The sequence below is a fragment of the Streptomyces sp. NPDC001068 genome (genome assembly GCF_042897315.1).
In the GTDB taxonomy this organism is placed as follows: domain Bacteria; phylum Actinomycetota; class Actinomycetes; order Streptomycetales; family Streptomycetaceae; genus Streptomyces.
This window is the reverse complement of record NZ_JBIAYD010000027.1, coordinates 37,484-54,219: the sequence shown is the minus strand read 5'-3', so window position 1 is coordinate 54,219 and position 16,736 is coordinate 37,484. Positions and strand designations below refer to the sequence as shown.

15 protein-coding genes are annotated in these 16,736 nt (G+C 70.6%); 5 read left to right on the top strand and 10 right to left on the bottom strand.

Annotated elements, in window-relative coordinates; all coding sequences use genetic code 11:
- Positions 1 to 122 precede the first annotated feature (122 nt).
- The gene (locus ACFY3I_RS42420; protein ID WP_390866298.1) at positions 123 to 674 is read right to left on the bottom strand and encodes an isochorismatase family protein; all 552 of its coding nucleotides are present in this window, start codon (positions 672 to 674) and stop codon (positions 123 to 125) included.
- Positions 675 to 769: 95 nt separating this feature from the next.
- Here ACFY3I_RS42420 and ACFY3I_RS42415 point away from each other — a divergent pair, with 95 nt between their 5' ends.
- On the top strand, positions 770 to 1,348 hold the full coding sequence (locus ACFY3I_RS42415; protein WP_390866297.1) for a GNAT family N-acetyltransferase: 579 nt from the start codon (positions 770 to 772) through the stop codon (positions 1,346 to 1,348).
- A 71-nt stretch (positions 1,349 to 1,419) separates the two neighbouring features.
- Here the strand turns inward: ACFY3I_RS42415 and ACFY3I_RS42410 are convergent, their stop codons facing one another.
- From ACFY3I_RS42410 to ACFY3I_RS42375, 8 genes are all read right to left on the bottom strand, one after another.
- The gene (locus ACFY3I_RS42410; protein ID WP_390866296.1) at positions 1,420 to 2,907 is read right to left on the bottom strand and encodes a type IV secretory system conjugative DNA transfer family protein; all 1,488 of its coding nucleotides are present in this window, start codon (positions 2,905 to 2,907) and stop codon (positions 1,420 to 1,422) included.
- Positions 2,908 to 2,920: 13 nt separating this feature from the next.
- Entirely contained in the window at positions 2,921 to 4,336 is a 1,416-nt protein-coding gene (locus ACFY3I_RS42405) for an ATP-binding protein (protein ID WP_365289916.1), read from the bottom strand.
- 14 nt (positions 4,337 to 4,350) lie between these two features.
- On the bottom strand, positions 4,351 to 5,910 hold the full coding sequence (locus ACFY3I_RS42400; RefSeq protein WP_365289914.1) for an SCO6880 family protein: 1,560 nt from the start codon (positions 5,908 to 5,910) through the stop codon (positions 4,351 to 4,353).
- Positions 5,907 to 7,238 (bottom strand): hypothetical protein, encoded by a 1,332-nt coding sequence (locus ACFY3I_RS42395; RefSeq protein WP_390866295.1) that lies wholly within the window; start codon positions 7,236 to 7,238, stop codon positions 5,907 to 5,909. Before ACFY3I_RS42395 ends, ACFY3I_RS42400 begins: the two co-directional genes overlap by 4 nt.
- Positions 7,228 to 8,058 carry a hypothetical protein gene (locus tag ACFY3I_RS42390; RefSeq protein ID WP_390866294.1) on the bottom strand — a complete coding sequence of 277 codons (831 nt, stop codon included), beginning with the start codon at positions 8,056 to 8,058 and terminating at the stop codon, positions 7,228 to 7,230. The genes ACFY3I_RS42395 and ACFY3I_RS42390 overlap by 11 nt, the downstream gene beginning before the upstream one ends.
- Before the next feature lie 141 nt (positions 8,059 to 8,199).
- Complete coding sequence (locus ACFY3I_RS42385; RefSeq protein ID WP_351328461.1) at positions 8,200 to 8,508, bottom strand: hypothetical protein; 309 nt, start codon at positions 8,506 to 8,508, stop codon at positions 8,200 to 8,202.
- Between the two features lie 532 nt (positions 8,509 to 9,040).
- The gene (locus ACFY3I_RS42380; protein WP_390866293.1) at positions 9,041 to 10,402 is read right to left on the bottom strand and encodes a peptidase S8; all 1,362 of its coding nucleotides are present in this window, start codon (positions 10,400 to 10,402) and stop codon (positions 9,041 to 9,043) included.
- 267 nt (positions 10,403 to 10,669) lie between these two features.
- The gene (locus tag ACFY3I_RS42375; RefSeq protein WP_365289907.1) at positions 10,670 to 11,272 is read right to left on the bottom strand and encodes a TetR/AcrR family transcriptional regulator; all 603 of its coding nucleotides are present in this window, start codon (positions 11,270 to 11,272) and stop codon (positions 10,670 to 10,672) included.
- 90 nt (positions 11,273 to 11,362) lie between these two features.
- On the opposite strand from ACFY3I_RS42375, the gene ACFY3I_RS42370 reads away from it, so the two are divergent.
- Positions 11,363 to 12,271, top strand: coding sequence for an oxidoreductase (locus tag ACFY3I_RS42370; protein WP_365289905.1), 909 nt, complete (start codon positions 11,363 to 11,365; stop codon positions 12,269 to 12,271).
- A 24-nt stretch (positions 12,272 to 12,295) separates the two neighbouring features.
- Here ACFY3I_RS42370 and ACFY3I_RS42365 read toward each other — a convergent pair whose 3' ends face one another.
- Positions 12,296 to 13,642: a DUF4157 domain-containing protein gene (locus ACFY3I_RS42365; RefSeq protein ID WP_390866292.1), complete on the bottom strand. Its 1,347-nt coding sequence runs from the start codon at positions 13,640 to 13,642 to the stop codon at positions 12,296 to 12,298.
- Positions 13,643 to 13,929: 287 nt separating this feature from the next.
- On the opposite strand from ACFY3I_RS42365, the gene ACFY3I_RS42360 reads away from it, so the two are divergent.
- The 3 genes from ACFY3I_RS42360 (at position 13,930) to ACFY3I_RS42350 (ending at position 16,680) form a co-directional block, all read left to right on the top strand.
- Positions 13,930 to 14,700: a trypsin-like peptidase domain-containing protein gene (locus tag ACFY3I_RS42360; RefSeq protein WP_365289901.1), complete on the top strand. Its 771-nt coding sequence runs from the start codon at positions 13,930 to 13,932 to the stop codon at positions 14,698 to 14,700.
- 73 nt (positions 14,701 to 14,773) lie between these two features.
- The gene (locus tag ACFY3I_RS42355; protein ID WP_390866299.1) at positions 14,774 to 15,793 is read left to right on the top strand and encodes an NlpC/P60 family protein; all 1,020 of its coding nucleotides are present in this window, start codon (positions 14,774 to 14,776) and stop codon (positions 15,791 to 15,793) included.
- Between the two features lie 194 nt (positions 15,794 to 15,987).
- Complete coding sequence (locus tag ACFY3I_RS42350) at positions 15,988 to 16,680, top strand: phosphatase PAP2 family protein (RefSeq protein WP_365289900.1); 693 nt, start codon at positions 15,988 to 15,990, stop codon at positions 16,678 to 16,680.
- The last annotated feature ends 56 nt before the right edge of the window (positions 16,681 to 16,736 follow it).

Below are 16,736 nucleotides of genomic sequence, written 5' to 3'. Positions count from 1 at the left end.
GCCGATGGTACTGCAGGGGGGACCCTGTGGGAGAGTAGGACACCGCCGAACAATTTTTGGGAAAGGCCCACACCGTATGGTGTGGGCCTTTTCGCATTTCCGGACCGTTTTTGTTGAGCCGGTCAGAACGTCACTTCCGCCGTGGTGACCGTGCCGCCCTTGCGGCCGGGGGCCTCCTGCCACTGCCAGTAGAGGTTCGTGTGCGAGATGACCTGCTCCGGCGCCGGCGCACCGAACGCGGTCAGGTCCTCCGTGGTGTGGGCGTCGCCGACCAGGGTCGCGTCGTAACCGCGGACCATCGCGCCGTGCAGGGTGGAGCGGATGCAGGCGTCGGTCTGGGCGCCCGTGACCACCAGGCGCCCCACGCCGTGTTCGGCCAGGACGGACTCCAGCTCGGTGTCCTCGAAGGAGTCGCCGTAGCGCTTGTGGACGAGAGGTTCGGTCCCCTCCTCACGGATCAGCTCGGGGACGTACTGCCAAGGTGCGCTGTCCGGCTTCAGCTCGTCGCTGGAGTGCTGGATCCAGATCACCGGGACCGTCTCCGAACGGGCCTTGTCGATCAGGGTGTTGATGTTGGCGATGACCTCGTCGCGGTTGTGGGAGCTGTCCACCACGCCGTTCTGCACGTCCACGATCAGAAGCGCGGTGTTCGGGCGGTTCGGGAGAGTCGTCATGGCGTCCACAGTAGGCCGGAGCACTGACAGCGGACCTCGGGCGAGCCGTCGTAAACGAGGTGGGCCAGGCGGACGCCGACGGCTACCGTTCCCGTATGGATACGACGACCGACGGTGATTGTGTTGTCCGCGCGATACGTGCCGACGAGTGGGAGGCCGTGAAGCGGCTGCGGCTCGTCGCGCTGCGGGACCCGGTGGCGCGTATCGCGTTCCTGGAGACCTACGAGGACGCCGTGGACCGGCCGGACTCCTTCTACCGGGAGCGGGCCGAGCGGTCGGCCGCGGAGCCGAGCGGTGCGCGGCAGTTCGTCGCCGAGGCGGCGGACGGGGTGTGGGTCGGGAGCCTGACCGTGCTGGTCGAGGAGGCCGGGTCGACGGACTGGGCCGGAGTTCCGGTCGAGCGGCGGCAGGGGCATGTGGTCGGGGTGTTCGTGCGGCCTGAGTACCGGGGGACCGGGCTGATCAACGCGCTGTTCGACGCCGGTGTGGACTGGGCGTGGGAGCAGGGCGCCGAGCGGGTCCGGCTGTTGGTGCACGAAGGCAATCCCAGGGCCCAGGGGGCCTACCGCAGGGCCGGGTTCGTGCCGAGCGGGGTGGTCGTGAAGTTCGACAAGGACGAGACGGAGAGCGAGATGGAGTTCGTTCTGGAGCGTCCTTCCCGAGTGGCGCCCTGAGCGGTGCGCTGAGCGATGTCCGGAGCGGTGTCCTGAGTGGCTGTCCCGTGTGGCTGTCCCGAGTGGCCGTCCTAGGCGGTCGGCTGGACCGGCAGCTCGCGGTGCGGCCAGCGGGAGCGGGCCTGTTCGTGCGAGCGGAGCAGGGCGAGGGTCGGCAGGCCCTGTCCGACGCCGGCGGCGAGCAGGTCCGGTAGCTGGGGGAGCGGGGCCACGGCCGCGACGTCGTCCAGGACCAGGGTGAGTGGTGGGTCGAGCCGACCGGAGGATGACCGTTCGGCCATGCGCCGGCCGCGCTCGACCACGCTGGAGGCGAGAGCCGTCAGAAGAGGCATCGCGCCCGGATTGGTCCTGGGGTCTTCGATGGATTCACCGACCAAGTAAAGCGTGCCCCCTTCGGATACGAAGGAATCCAGGGCGAGGGCATCGGATCGGTTCGGTGTGCAGGCTTCCCGGATGTTGACCGTGAAGAGGGCGGCGAGCGCCCGCGCGGTCAACTCCTGTGCGATGTCCCTGCGTTCGGGATGCGAGGTGAGGGCGGCTTCGAGTTCGCCGGCCGCGCCGGGGGCCGCCTTGGGGTGGGTGCGGAGGGTTCTGACGGCGTCCTGGACACCGGTGCCCTGGGCCCAGCGGTGGACGTGGCGGACCGTGCGGTTCTCCAGGGCGGCCGCGTGGAGGTAGCTGCGCAGGAGTGTCTCGGCGGTGTCGGTGACCGCCTGGTCGATGCGGGCGGTGGGCTTCACGGGGGTCAGGAGTGCCTGGGCGCGCTGGACCGCGGTCTGCTTGTCCTCGCAGTCGGCCGTGGGCGACCAGTGGAAGCGGGCCGGCGTGTCGCAGAGGTGGTTCGGGTCGTAGAGCAGGATCGGGCCGAGTTTGGCCCGCGCGTCCTTGGTGTCGGACCACAGGGCGGGGTTCGAGGTGACGACGAGAGCGGGGCCGGCCGCGTCGCGGACGGCCTGGGCCGCGGAGGCGTGCCGGGCTTCCCTGGGCGCGATGTGGAGGTTGGCCCACCCGTGTGCCGGTGCCGCGTCGGCAGGGGTGTGGGCGAGGGCCGACTCGACGAGGACCGGCTCCGGGATGCTCGGTTCCGGGACGCTCGGTTCAGGGACTGCGAGGGGTACCGGCACCGGCACCGGTGCCGTGTGAGGTTCCGGGGCCGGCGTGGTGGCGGCCGTCCGCTTCTCCGTCGCTCGCCTTCTCCTCCCCGCCCGCCAGCGCGCCACCGTGCCCACCACGAACACGGTGAGGACCAGCAGGATCAGCAGCTGGCCGATGAACAGGCCCCAGAACAGGCCCCATCCCGACAGCTGGGCCGCCGGTGTGTCCGGCCAGGCGCCCGCGATGTCGTGCGGTTCGCCGATGAGGTGGCGCATCGCGGGCGGGGTGTGTGTCAGGTCGACCGTCGACGGCCAGGAACCCTGGGAGAACCAGGCCGCCAGACCGGTCGCCGTCCATACCAGTACCGTGATGCCGAGCAGGAACGCGAGTATGCCGATCAGCAGGCCGTCGGGCATGCCGCCGCCGCTGTGCTGCTCGCGCTCCTGCCGGGGGTCCGGTCTCACGATCGGGTCCTCCCTACGCCACCGTCGATTCCGAGTCGCCGAGGTGCTGTTCGACGAAGGCGGCCGCCCGTTGCTCGGCCTCCAACTCGGCGGCGCGCAGGGCGTCGTCGGCGGCGAGCTGGTCGGCCGAGGACTCGGTCATCGCGCGGTCGGTGAAGACGAGCGGGCGTTCCGTCTCGGTGACCAGGTGTTTGACCACCTGGACATTGCCGTTGACGTCCCAGACGGCGATGCCGGGGGTGAGGGTCGGGATGATCTCCACCGCCCACCGCGGCAGGCCGAGGACCCGGCCGGTGGCACGGGCCTCGTCCGCCTTCTGGGCGTAGATCGTGCGGGTCGACGCCATCTTCAGGATCGCCGCCGCCTCCTTCGCGGCCGCGCCGTCGACGACGTCGGAGAGGTGGTGGACGACCGCGACGAAGGAGAGGCCGAGCCGGCGGCCGAACTTGAGCAGACGCTGGAAGAGCTGGGCGACGAACGGGCTGTTGATGATGTGCCAGGCCTCCTCGACCAGGAAGATGCGCTTCTTCCGGTCGGGGCGGATCCAGGTGTGCTCGAGCCACACGCCGACGATCGCCATCAGGATGGGCATGGCGATGGAGTTGCGGTCGATGTGCGAGAGGTCGAAGACGATGAGCGGGGCGTCGAGGTCGATGCCGACGGTCGTCGGGCCGTCGAACATGCCCCTGAGGTCACCGTCGACCAGGCGGTCCAGGACCAGGGCGACGTCCAGGCCCCAGGCCCGTACGTCGTCTATGGCGACGTTCATCGCCTCCGCGGACTCCGGTTCCGGGTGCCGCAGTTGCTCGACGATGTCCATGAGGACCGGCTGGCGGTCGACGATCGTCTCGTTGACGTAGGAGTGGGCGACCTTGAGGGCGAAGCCCGAGCGCTCGTCGAGGCCGTGGCCCATCGCCACCTCGATGATGGTGCGCAGCAGCGCGAGCTGGCCCGTCGTGGTGATCGAGGGGTCCAGCGGGTTCAGGCGGATGCCGTGGTTCAGGGCGGCGGTCGGGTCGAGCCGGATGGGGGTTATCCCCAGCTCCTCCGCGATGAGGTTCCACTCGCCGACGCCGTCCTCGCCCTGGGCGTCCAGGACGACGACCTGGCGGTCGCGGAAGCGGAGCTGCCGCAGGACGTAGGTCTTCTCCAGGGCCGACTTGCCGTTGCCGGACTCGCCGAGGACCAGCCAGTGCGGGGCCGGCAGCTGCTGGCCGTAGAGCTGGAACGGGTCGTAGATGTAGCCCTTGCCGGAGTACACCTCGCGGCCGATGATCACGCCGGAGTCGCCGAGGCCGGGGGCGGCGGTGGGCAGGTAGACCGCCTGGGCCTGGCCGGTGGAGGTGCGGACCGGGGAGCGGGTCGTCTCGACCTTCCCGAACAGGAAGGACGTGAAGGCTTCGGTGAGGACGGACAGCGGGTCCCTCATCAGCGCATCAGCCTCTACCTTCGGATTCCGGTGGCGAAGGGCAGTGTGTTCACGAAGGCGCGGTGGTGCTCGCGGTCGCACCACTCCAGCTTCAGGTACGACTTTCCGGCGGACGCCCTTATCGTGCGCTTGTCGCGGTTGAGGGCCTCCGGGGTACGGGAGGAGACCGTGATGTAGCCGACCAGGTTGACGCCCGCGGCGCCGCTGGCCAGGTCCTCGCCGCGCTGGTCGATACGGTTGTGGGCGGCGACGTCGCGGGGGTCGACGGTCCGGTTCATCTTGGCGGCGCGGGACGCCTCCGCCTCGTCGTTGGTCTTCTCGGTCAGCATGCGCTCGATGGCCACCTCGGTGGGTTCGAGGTCCATGGTGACCGCGACCGTGCGGATGACGTCCGGGGTGTGGACGAGGAGCGGGGCGAGGAAGTTGACGCCGACGGGGGTCATCGGCCACTCCTTGACCCAGGCCGTGGCGTGGCACCAGGGTTCGCGGGTGGACGACTCGCGGGTCTTCGCCTGGAGGAACGTGGGCTCCATGGCGTCCAGTTCGGCCGGCCAGGCGTTGCGCTGGGTCATCGCCTGGATGTGGTCGATGGGGTGGTCCGGGTCGTACATGGAGTGGATGAGGGAGGCGAGGCGGCCCTGGCCGAGGGGCTGGCGGACCCGGATGTCCGCCTCCTGGAGGCGGGAGCAGATGTCGGTCAGCTCGCGGGCCATGACGACGGCGAGACCTGCGTCGCGGTCCAGCTTGCGGCCGGAACGCGGGCGGGCCGCGCGCGCCATCGCCTGGGCTTCGGCGGCCAGTTCGCGGGAGTAGTGCATGCAGGCGACGAGATAGGCGCGGTGCTGCTCGCTGCTGGTGGAGACCATGGACTGCAGTTGGTCGTACGACTGCGACAGCCAGCCCGGGGCCTTCTCGTCGCCGCGCTGGGCGACGTCCTTGGCGTGGGCGTCGGGGTCGGCGGGGAGGGTGCGGGCGAGCATCTGGAGGCGGGTGACGAAGCCGTCGCCGTTGGCCACGTGCTTGAGCAGGGTGCCGAAGCGGTCGACGAGGGCTTCCTGGTCCTCGGAGTCGCGCAGGCCGACGCCCGGACCCTCGATCTCGATCGCGGCGGTGACCGTCTTGCGGTCGGCGTGCAGCAGCACCGCGATCTCGTCGGGGCCGAAGGGCGCGGCGAGCCAGCTGATCCGGCCGATGCCGGGCGGCGGGCCGATCTCGACCTCACGGCCGTCGATGCGCGTGCCGGCCTCGGCGGCGGTGGAGCGGTAGACCGTGCCCTGGCGCAGGCTGCGCTTGTAACTGCGGTTGATCTCGAACCACTTGTAGAACGTGCGGCGCTTGTAGGGGACGTAGACCGCCGCGAGCGCGAGCAGGGGGAAGCCCATGAGGAGCACGATCCGCAGGGAGAGGACCGGGACGAGGAGTCCGCACATCATGCCGAGGAACGCGCCCGCGATGATCAGCACGATCTCGCCGGATTCACGGTTCCGGCCGACGATCGCGTTCGGCCGGGCGCGGCCGATCAGATACGTACGGCGGGGCGTGACCGGATGGGACAGGTGGGACTCGGTCGTCAACGCCCTTCACCTCCCGAGCTGTTGTTGCGGGTGTTGCCGGCGTGCGGGGTGTTCAGCGGGCTGGGCGCGCGGGGTGCGGGTGCGGCGGAGGGGACAGATCCGCCGCCACCACTGTTCGGGGTGCGCGTGCTGTGTGCGGCGACGCCGCCCGAGGCGGGGTTGGACGGGCGGGCACCGGAGGAGCCGGAACCGCCGCCTCCGCCGCCGTTGTTGTCCGCGCGGGCGCTGTGCGTCCTGATGCCCTGGGCCACCAGGTTGGCGGGGCTGCTGATGACCGCGGCGGCCTTGCCCTCGGCGCCGGACATGATGCGGTTGTTGCGGCCGGCGGCGATCTCGTCGCCGAAGCCGGGGACGAAGCGGTAGATCATCGCGCTGGCGAAGATGGCGAGCAGGATGATGGCGAGGCCGGAGACGACGGCGGCCAGCGAGTCAGGGCCGTTGTCCGCGGCGAGTGCTCCGGCCAGGCCGAGCACTATCACGATCACCGGCTTCACCAGGATCACGGCGATCATGATGCCGGCCCAGCGGCGGACGTGGCCCCAGAGGTTCTTGTCCACGAGCCCCGAGTACACGACGACCCCGAGCAGGGCGCCGACGTACAGGAGGACGGCCCGCAGGAACAGTTCCAGGTAGAGGACACCGGCCGCGAGGATCGACACGAGCGACACGATGATCAGCATGATCGGGCCGCCGCCGATGTCGTCGCCCTTCTTCAGTGCCTGCGAGAAGGTGCCGAAGAACACGTCGGTCTGGTCGCCGGTGCCTTTCGCGAGCACGTCGGTGACGGCGTCCGTCGCCGATACGACGGTGTAGAGGATGAGGGGGGTGAAGGCGGACGCGAGCACGGTCAGCCAGAGGAAGCCGACGGCTTCCGAGATCGCGGTGCTGAGGGGGACGCCTCGCACCGCGCGCTTGGCGACGGCCAGGAGCCACAGGAGAAGGGTGAGGATCGTCGACGCGGCGAACACGAGGGCGTACTGCTTGAGGAACGCGCTGTTCGTGAAGTCGACGCTGGCGGTGTCCTTCACGGCGTTGCTGAGCACGTCCACGGTCCAGGAGGCGGCCTTGGCGCAGCCCTGGGCGAGCGAGGAGAGGGGGTCGAGGGTGGAGGTGAGGGGGTCGGTGGTGGAACCGCCACCACCGTTGCTGCCCTTCTCGCAGTAGTCCTTGGCGGGACCGATCAGCAGGCCGCAGGAGTCGCCGCTCGACGTTGCGGCGGGCGTGGGAGAGGGGGCCGCCACAGCACGAGTGGCCAGCAGGACAGCGGTTGCCTGCACGGCGGTCAGCACGCCTGCGATCTTGAGGGCGCGACGTGGGCTACCGGGCATAAGTGAACCCTCCGTACTGCTCGACGGCCTTGCTGATCTCGTCGGATGTCGCGGCCTGGTCGTCGCCGGGAACCGGCGCCGGCCCGTCCGTCTGCGTGTCCGCGCTGATCTTCCAGTCGCCGTCGGTCCACTGGAGGTCGAAGGTCCAGGTCTTCCAGGTGGTGGTGACGGGATTCGTCGAGGAGTTGCCCGACATGCCGATGAGGCCCATGTACCAGACGGAGATCTTGGCGTTGCTGTCGCCGTACTGCTGGGCCTTGGTTCCCACCGGTACCGTGCGTGAGACGAAGGTGCTGCCCTGCGGGGGATTTCCGTTGGCGTCCAGGCCCAGCTTGCTCAGGAAGGTCGCCGAGTACGCGGTGTCCAAGGCGCCCTGGAGGTCGTTCGCCGCGGTGGACGTGTAGAGGCCGCTGAGGATCCGGTGCCGGCTGTCCTTGTTGAACATGCCGGTGGACCCGAGCGTCACGGCGTAGTTCGCGGCCGCGCTCGCCGCACCCTGCTCGCTGTGGGCGAAGCCGGTCGGGATGCCGTCGGTGGATTTCGTCTCCACCGGCTTCGTGCCCGTCGCCGCCGTCGGTGCGGCGTTCGGCTGGGATCCGTTGCCGCCGGTGGTCTTCGGGGAGGACGGGTCGTCGCCCCCGCCCCTGTTCGCGAAGGCGATGGCCGCGATCAGGAGGACGACCACGCCGACCACCGTGACCAGGCTTCTGGAGGAGGAGCGGGCCGGGCGGCGGGACGCGCCGCCGTACGGGTCGCTCTCGGGCAGGCGGGTTCGGGTGTGGCCCGTCTCCGGGTAGCCGGGCTCGTCTCCGAGGCTCATGCCGCGTACTCCCCCTCCACGTCGTACCGGAACGCGTAGCAGTACGACGGTAGCCGTGCTGGTTCCCGCGCGGGCGCGGTGTGGTGACTGGACATCAGGGAAACGCAACCTCGGAGCGGGGGAAAGGGAGGTGCAGGTCGGCTAGACGGCCATGCCGTACACGATCGTGAACAGGGTGCCGAGTGAGCCGATGATGAAGACTCCGGTCAGTCCGGCGATGATGAGGCCCTTGCCCTGTTCGGCGCTGAAGGTGTCGCGGAGGGCCGTGGCGCCGATGCGCTGTTTGGCGGCACCCCAGACGGCGATGCCGAGGCAGAGCAGGATGGCGACGGCCATGACCACCTGGATCATCGTCTTCGCCTCGTTGCCCAGGCTGCCGAAGGGGCCCCAGTCCGGAGCGATCCCGCCGATGATGGTGTTGATGTCTCCCTTGTCGGCCGCATAGAACACGTAAGTCACCGCCCCTGGTGGGTAGTTCCGTTCGCCCCTGCCGGGTGCAGAGGTCACGCCTCATTCTCGCTGAAAACGTCGCCGGAGTATGTCGACTTGACGTCATCGATTGGCGGGTTTCGTACGAAGGGCTCGTACGGTCACTCTGTGTATCACGGCAGGTCACGCCGGGCAATGAGGCCTGAGCGGAACCTGTCGTGTGGTTCCGTCGTTGTCCCCTTTTATGACCTGGCACGTTGGATGGCGGCCGGTCGGGTGAGGGGTCGAGACGATGTTCTCACGGTGGTCGGGGGGAGACGGCCGGTGGGCCTCGGCCGATGCCGGGCCCACCGGGGGTGGTGACGGAGGCTCAGCCGGTGCCTGATTCGACTCGACGGCCGTGCGTGGGAGTTGCGGGTGTCTCCGGAGGCGCGGAAAAACGGGTCACGGCCGGCTGCCGTGACCCGTTTCCTCTTGCGTGCCGCCGAGGGGACCCCACGTCCCCCTCACGGTGGCGGCTCCCCGTGACCCGACGGGGAGGTCCAGCCGGGCCCTAGCCGGTGAAGGCGTCGGTCCCTTCCGGGGTGCCCCAGCCGGTCGGGCCGTCGTAGCCGGACCGGGCGGTGCAGAAGTAGGACGTGGAGCACGAGCCGTTGGATCCGCTCGTCACGTCGTTCAGGGCCGGGGTGCCGGCCGCCGCGTAGGGGTACTGGGCCGGGTAGTCGCCGCTGCCCGGGGTGCCGGCCAGCGCGTAGACCGAGGCGATGATCGGCGAGGAGGCGCTGGTGCCGCCGTAGGCGTTCCAGCCGGTGCCGTCCGCGCCGTAGGAGTCGTAGACGGAGACGCCGGTGGCCGGGTCGGCGACGGCGGAGACGTCGGAGATCATGCGCTTGGTGCAGCCGGTGTCGGTCTGCCAGGCGGGCTTGGCGTCGTAGGCGGAGCAGCCGGAGCCGGTGCCCTCGGTGCTGGAGGTCCGCCAGACGCTCTCGGTCCAGCCGCGGCTGTTGGAGGAGGACTTCAGGGCGGTGCCGCCGACGGCGGTCACGTAACGGGAGCCGGCCGGGTACTCGGCGCCGTAGCCCTCGTCGCCGGCGCTCGCCGTGATGGCCACGCCGGGGTGCTTGTAGTACGACGTGTCGTACGAGGTGTCCGAGGAGGATTCGCCGCCGCCGTAGCTGTTGGAGACGAACCTGGCGCCCAGCTTGACGGCCTCGTTCACCGCGGTGCCCAGGTTGGCGTCGGAGGCCGACTTCGCCTCGACGAGCAGGATGTCGCACTTCGGGCAGACCGCGCTGACCATGTCGAGGTCGAGGGACTCCTCGCCGGCCCAGCCGCTGTCGGCCGAGGGCAGTGCGGTCGTGGAGCCGGTCTGGGAGACCTTCTTGAAGCAGCCGTCGGCCGTGGTGCAGGCGGGCAGGCCGTAGTGCGAGCGGTAGGTCGCGAGGTCGGCGGCGGCGTTCGGGTCGTCGTACGCGTCGACGATCGCGACGGTCTCGCCCGAGCCGTCGGAGGCGGCGGCAGAGGTCAGGCCGTAGGCCGACTGGAGGTCCGAAGGGCCGTATCCGGTGGGGGAGTCGGACGCGGCGTCCGGCGACACGGTCTTCGGTGCCACGCCCTTGAGCGCGGCCTGCTTCTCCATGAAGGCGGTGGTGCCGCCGGTGACCCGCAGGGCGTCGCACGCGGCGAAGCCCTTCTTCGGGGTGGCACCGCAGCCCGCCTTCTCGTACCGGACGTGGGCCTTGGCGACCTGGGCGGCGACGGCGGTGGCGCTCACCCTGTGGGGGGCGGTGGCCGCGGTGGCGTGCGCGGCGGTGCCGAGGCCCGCGACGAGGAGGGCGGCGGTGGCGGCGGCCGCCGAGCCGGCGCGGCGCCATCTGCCGCGTATGTGGGGGGTGTCGGGGGTGGTCGTACGCAAGGTACAGCCTCCTGGAAGAGGGGGGACAGAGGCCTGCGGGTGGGGGCCACCGGTGTGGTTGCCGGTGGGGGCGGCGGCCCGCGACGACCATCACCTTGTTGGGTACGCGACAACAAGGTGGGTTTCGGAATTCTGACTTCCGCGTTACCCAAGGACGGCCGGGGCTTACTGATCATTGGGCCGCGGATGGCCGGAAGTTGGGGTCCGGTTGACCAGGGGTGCCGCTGACGGCCCCTCGGCGGGCCTTGACCGGGGCGTTCCGAGCGGTCAGCGCGGCTTCAGGCCGTGCAGGATGTGGTGGACGTGCTCGTCGAGCGAGGCCAGGGCCTCCTCGGCCGGCAGGGCGCAGCCGGCGATGAGGGCGGCCAGGCCGTGGATGCCGGCGGCCGCGACGAGGGTGAGCCGCTCCGGGTCGCCCTCGACGATCTCGCCCCGGGCCTGCGCGTCGGCGACCAGGCGGGTGAAGGACCCCAGGGACGCGTCGATCACCTCGGCGGCCTGCACGGAACTCTCCGGGTCGTGCTTGCGCGCGAACATCAGCTCCAGCAGTTCGGGGTGGTCCACGGCGAAGGTGAGATAGGCCCGCGCCAGTGCGGTGACCCTCGGCTGCAGGGGGGCGGCCGGGTCGTCGACCGCGTCCAGGGCCTGCTGCAGGCGGCCGTACCCGTTGAGCGCGAGGGCGTCCAGCAGGGCCTGCTTGTCCTTGAAGTGGCGGCCGGGTGCCGCGTGGCTGACACCGATGTCGCGGGCCAGCTCGCGCAGGGACAGCGCGGCGACGCCCTTCTCGCGCAGGGTGCGCTCGGCGCTGGTGAGCAGCGCGGCGCGCAGGTCTCCGTGGTGGTAGGGGCGGCTCTGCGGCATGCGGGTCATCGTAACCCGATGTTGCCGCCGTCAGCTTTGTTGACGATGCCATCTTTGTTGTCATTGACAGCATTGTTGGCGACGCCTACATTGACGGCCATGGCTGAGAAAACTGGCACGTGGAACGCGTCCGACCTCCCCGACCTCTCCGGCCGTACGGCCGTGGTCACCGGTGCCAACAGCGGCATCGGCTTCACCGCCGCCGACGCGCTGGCCCGGTCCGGGGCACATGTGGTGTTCGCGGTGCGCGACCAGGAGCGCGGAAGCGCGGCCGCGGCACGGGTGAACGGCAGCACGGAGGTGCGCCGGCTGGACCTGGCCGACCTGGCCTCGGTACGGGAGTTCGCGGCGGCCTGGGACCGCCCGCTGGACCTCCTGGTCAACAACGCCGGCGTGATGATGCTCCCGGAGCAGTCCACCAGGGACGGCTTCGAGATGCAGTTCGGCACGAACCACCTGGGTCACTTCGCACTGACCAACCTGCTGCTGCCGTACCTGAGGGACCGCGTGGTGACGGTCTCCTCCGGGCTGCACCGCGGCGGCGACGGCGTGATCCACTTCAACGACGTCAACCTGCGCGGCACCTACAGTCCGACCCGCGCCTACGCCCAGTCCAAGCTGGCCAACCTGCTGTTCACCCTGGAACTCCAGCGCCGGCTCACCGAGGCCGGTTCCGCTGTCAGGGCCCTCGCCGCCCACCCCGGCTACGCGGCCACCAACCTCCAGAGCCACACCGCCAACCCGCTCGCCCGGCTCGGCATGCGTCTCGGCAACCTGCTGGTCGCCCAGGACGACCGCGCGGGCTCGCTCCCCACGCTCTACGCGGCGACCCAGGACCTGCCCGGCGCCAGCTACGTCGGACCGAGCGGACTCGGCGAGATGCGGGGCGCACCGGCACTGGCGGGCCGCAGCGCGGCGGCGAGCGATCCGGTGGCGGCCCGCAGGCTCTGGACGCTGTCGGAGGAGCTGACGGGGGTGACGTGGCCGCTCGGGGTCGGGGCCGTGTGACCGCTCCCGGGAGACTCCGGCCGGCTAGTCCTTGAGCTCCGACGCCCGGAGCGCCATGATCCTCTTCATCTCCGCGACCTTGGCCGGTCCCTGGAACTGGCCCAGGTAGGTGGCGAGCGCGTCCGTCTCCTGGACGCTGAGCAGGAACTCGGCCATCTCCTCCTTCTTGACCACCGCGCGCAGCTCTTCCTCGGTCAGCGGAGAGATCCCCTCCCTGGTCGAGTCGCGCTGGTCGACCGCGACGATCTCGTAGGGCGCGCCCTGCTGCGCGATCCAGCCGTTCTCGCCGCCGGTGGCGCCCTTGGCCAGGTACTTCCGCTTGATCCGGATGGTGAGCACGTACCCGAACCGGGACTCCGACGCGAACTGGGCGGCGATCTTGGAGTCCGTGGAGAACTCGATCAGCTTCGCGGTGTCGTCGTTGCGGGTCTGGTTCACGTACCCCTTGACGTGCTCGGGGTCGGGCTTGGCGGCGTTCTCGTCGGGTTCCCGGAGCATCTTCGGGAGGCTGATGAACGAGCCGCGGATCACCTCCTTCACCAGGTACTTCTTCTGCGTCGGCGTCACACCGCGCTTCAGGTAGACCTCCTGGTCGCTGTCCTCGGGGAGCGACGCGATGTGGTCCTCGGCGCTGAGTTCCGGGGCCTGGTCCTGGATGGCGATCCGGCTTCCGCCGCCCGGCGCCTGTTCGCCGTCTCCCGGCATCCGCTGGACGGTGCCGTGCGAGCCGTTCGCCACCGTCTGCCGGGCGACGGCGGAGGGGGCGGTCGCCTGCCCGGAGGCGTAGGCGTTGCCGTCCCGCTCGGCGGCCTGTTCCGAGTGCTGCCGCGGGTCGGTGACGGTGACTCCGGCACCGTTGCCGTGGCCCGTCTCGGGCACGCCCTTGAGGTTCTTGTCGACATGGCTGAGTTCGTGCCCGATCAGCTTCTCGTCGGCCCCGGCCCCCGCGGAGAGGAAGATGTGGTTGCCGACGGTCATGGCCTGGGCGCCCAGCGCCGCCGTGGCACGCTGGGCCACCGCGTCACGGTGCACGCGCGTGGTGGAGAACCCGTCGTTCCGGTAGAAGGCACCGGCCTTCGCCACGACCGAGGCGGGCAGGGACTCGCTCGAGGAGTTCATGGCGGCGGCCAGCAGGGCGCTCTGTCCCTCGGGACCGGTGTCCCTCGCCCCGTCGTGGACGTGCCCGTCCTCCTCCTCGGCGCGCGCCACGGTGCCGCCGTCCGTGGAACGCTGGACGGGGGAGTTCTGCGACCGGTGCCCGCACGCGGGGCCGTGCCGGTGCCGCTCCGCCGCCGGCTGCCCGGGGCGCCCCAGCATCTCGACCACCGCCTGGTTCCCCGCGTGGCTCTGCAGGTCGAGTATCCGCTGCACGGCCGTTCCGGCGGGTACGGGACTCACTCGCGGCCGCTGAGGGGCCCGCCCCTGCTTCGACGTGGGGCTTTCATCACGAGCCAGTCCCATATGTCTTCCTCCGGTGGTCGCGGGCGAGCGGACATTCCCACGCTCGCACGGAGCGCGGGCAGGTTCCGAGGCGCTCCGGGGCAGACTTGCGGTCCCAACGGGCACGGTGGACGGGCCGCGACGGCAGAGTGGTTCACAGGTAAATCTCAGTGAAGCGGGGAGTCGTTTCTCACCTTTCTGGGACACAGTGGGGGCTGATGAAGAGCTCCTCACGCATCTCTTCCGTCCCGCGCCGGCTCGCGCTCGGCGCGGCCGTCGTGCTGACCGCCACCTCGGCCTCGGTGGCGGCCGCCGACGACGGCCCCGGGCCGTTCGGGGTGACCGCGGTGGTCGGGCCGACCGCGGAGAGCGCGCGGGTCGGGGCGCTGTTCGGCGCCGACGAGGCCGGCAGCCTGGCAGGCCACCACTTCTGCACCGCCTCCGTCGTGCACAGTCCGCAGCGGGACCTGATCGTCAGCGCCGCGCACTGCGTCGACGGGGACGACGCCGGCGGGCTCGTCTTCGTGCCGGGGTACCGGGACGGGCAGGCGCCGTACGGGGTGTGGAAGGTGGGCCGGCGGTACCTGCCCGACGGGTGGGCGAAGGGCCGGGACGAGGACAGCGACGTGGCCTTCGCCGTCGTGGCCGAGCTGGGCGGCCGGCGGGTCGAGGAGGTGACCGGGGCCAACCGGTTCGTCAGCGGCACGGCCACCGGTGCCACCGGCGTGACCGTCACCGGCTACCCCGACTCCCGCGAGGTGCCCGTCAGTTGCACCAACAAGCCGGTCCCCCGCGGCGCCACCCAGCAGCGGATCGACTGTCCCGAGTTCACCGGGGGGACCAGCGGCAGCCCGTGGGTGAACGGGGACCACGAGGTGGTCGGGGTGCTCGGCGGGCACGAACAGGGCGGTTCCACGCCCGACACGTCCTACAGTGTCGTGCTCGGGAGCGAGGCCGGCGGGCTGTACGAGGACGCCGTGACCCGGTGAGAGGGCGTCAGCTGCGTCTTTCTGCCGCGAAATAACGCCACTCTCGGCCGAAATGGCGTTGAACAGCCCTGGCATGGGGGAGGGTTGGGGCGTGCGGAAAGTTTGGGTGATCGGTGGCGCGGCGGTCGGCCTCGGGCTGAGCTTCGTCATGCTGCTCGTCGTCGGGGTGTACCTCGTCGCCGGGAACCTGCTGGGCGGCGCCGGCGGTGCCGGCAGGGCACTGGCCAAGGGCGCGGTACCGGCCGCCTACTCCACGCTCGTGCAGAGGTGGGGCAACCTCTGCCCCGCGATCAACCCCGCCCTGCTCGCCGCGCAGCTCTACCAGGAGAGCGGGTTCAACCCGAGGGCGCAGAGCGCGGCGGCCGCGCAGGGGATAGCGCAGTTCATCCCGGGGACCTGGGCCACCCACGGCATCGACGGCGACGGCGACGGCGACCGGGACGTCTGGGACCCGAACGACGCGATCCCGTCGGCGGCCTCCTACGACTGCCAGCTCGCCTCGTACGTCAAGGACGTCCCCGGCGACGTCTCCGACAACATGCTCGCCGCCTACAACGCGGGGGCGTACGCGGTCATCAGGTACAAGGGTGTGCCGCCCTACAAGGAGACGCAGAACTACGTCAGGACGATCACCACCCTCGCGGACAGCTTCGCCGCGCCCGTCAGCCGGCTCTCGCCGACCAGGCAGGCGGCCGGCGCCATCGAGTACGCCCAGAACAAGCTCGGCACCCCGTACAAGTGGGGCGGCAACGGCACAGCTCAGGACGGTGGCCGGTTCGACTGCTCCGGGCTGACCAAGGCCGCGTACGAGAGTGTGGGGATCACGCTGCCGCGGGTCGCCAACGACCAGTACAACGCCGGCCCGCACCCCTCGCGCAAGGAGCTGCTCCCCGGGGATCTGGTCTTCTTCTCCACCGACCTCGCCAACTCCCGCGCCATCCATCACGTGGGCATCTACGTCGGTGGCGGGTACATGATCGACGCGCCGTACACCGGGGCGGTCATCCGGTTCGACCCCATCGACGGCGCCGACTACTTCGGGGCCACCCGGGTCACCGAGGATGGCGCGAAAGCGTTGCCCACCACGGTGTGAACGGAGCGTATAACCCACCCCCTGAGCTGGGGCTTTGTGTCTCTCTTCGATAACGTCTGCGTGATCATTCGGTGGAGGGTGGAACGTAGTGACGGGGGCCGTGCGTTCCTGTTGACGTAGCCGACCACGGGGGTGGCAGCGAGCGACGCACACCAGGTGCGTCCCGGAACGACGACGAAGGGGCCGCAGGCACGATGGCTGTACTCGCCGAATCCGGATCCAACCCCGACGTCGACCTGCTCTACGACATCAACGGCCTGGCCAAGGACGCCCCGCACTGGTTCGACCGGGCGGTGGAGTTCGTCGGGGAGTACGGGCTGCTGGTCGCGATGGTCCTGCTGGTGGTGTGGTGCTGGTGGTCCGTGCGGCGCCGGGGCGACGAGGGCACCGCCGGCACCCTGGCCGCGCTGGTGTGGGCCCCGCTCGCGGCGGCGACCGCCGTCCTGGTGAACGTGCCGATCCGCGGTTTCGTCGAGCGGCCGAGGCCCTTCCTCACCCACCAGGGACTCGACGTCCTGGTCTCCGGCAAGACCGACTACTCGTTCGTCAGCGACCACGCGACGATCACCATGGCCCTGGGCGTCGGCCTCTTCGTCGCCAACCGGAGGTTCGGTCTCGCGGGGATCGGCCTGGCGCTGGCGGAGGGGTTCTGCCGGGTGTACATGGGAGTGCACTACCCGACGGACGTGGTGGGCGGCTTCGCCCTGGGCACGGCCGTCGTCCTCCTCCTGTCCCCCCTGGCCACGGCACTGCTGACGCCGGTGATGAAGGCGGTCGAGTCGTCGCCGAGGGTGGGGTGGATCGTACGGGGGCGGGCGGCCCGGATGGGCCTGGTGCCCGGGGCCCGCACCCCGCTGGAGTCCGAGGAACGGGACCTGGCGGCGTAGCCGACGCGACTGCGGCGCCCCGGCAGGGGCGCGAGGAACTGCCGACCAGCCCCCCC

What these genes read in the sequence shown, in the direction of transcription:
- ACFY3I_RS42405 (WP_365289916.1), bottom strand. Translation starts at nt 4,336, where the DNA reads ATGAGGGACCCGCTGTCCGTCCTCACCGAAGCCTTCACGTCCTTCCTG.
- ACFY3I_RS42360 (WP_365289901.1), top strand. Translation starts at nt 13,930, where the DNA reads ATGAAGAGCTCCTCACGCATCTCTTCCGTCCCGCGCCGGCTCGCGCTC.
- ACFY3I_RS42370 (WP_365289905.1), top strand. Translation starts at nt 11,363, where the DNA reads ATGGCTGAGAAAACTGGCACGTGGAACGCGTCCGACCTCCCCGACCTC.
- ACFY3I_RS42350 (WP_365289900.1), top strand. Translation starts at nt 15,988, where the DNA reads ATGGCTGTACTCGCCGAATCCGGATCCAACCCCGACGTCGACCTGCTC.
- ACFY3I_RS42355 (WP_390866299.1), top strand. Translation starts at nt 14,774, where the DNA reads ATGGGGGAGGGTTGGGGCGTGCGGAAAGTTTGGGTGATCGGTGGCGCG.
- ACFY3I_RS42395 (WP_390866295.1), bottom strand. Translation starts at nt 7,238, where the DNA reads ATGCCCGGTAGCCCACGTCGCGCCCTCAAGATCGCAGGCGTGCTGACC.
- ACFY3I_RS42390 (WP_390866294.1), bottom strand. Translation starts at nt 8,058, where the DNA reads ATGAGCCTCGGAGACGAGCCCGGCTACCCGGAGACGGGCCACACCCGA.
- ACFY3I_RS42420 (WP_390866298.1), bottom strand. Translation starts at nt 674, where the DNA reads ATGACGACTCTCCCGAACCGCCCGAACACCGCGCTTCTGATCGTGGAC.
- ACFY3I_RS42375 (WP_365289907.1), bottom strand. Translation starts at nt 11,272, where the DNA reads ATGACCCGCATGCCGCAGAGCCGCCCCTACCACCACGGAGACCTGCGC.
- ACFY3I_RS42415 (WP_390866297.1), top strand. Translation starts at nt 770, where the DNA reads ATGGATACGACGACCGACGGTGATTGTGTTGTCCGCGCGATACGTGCC.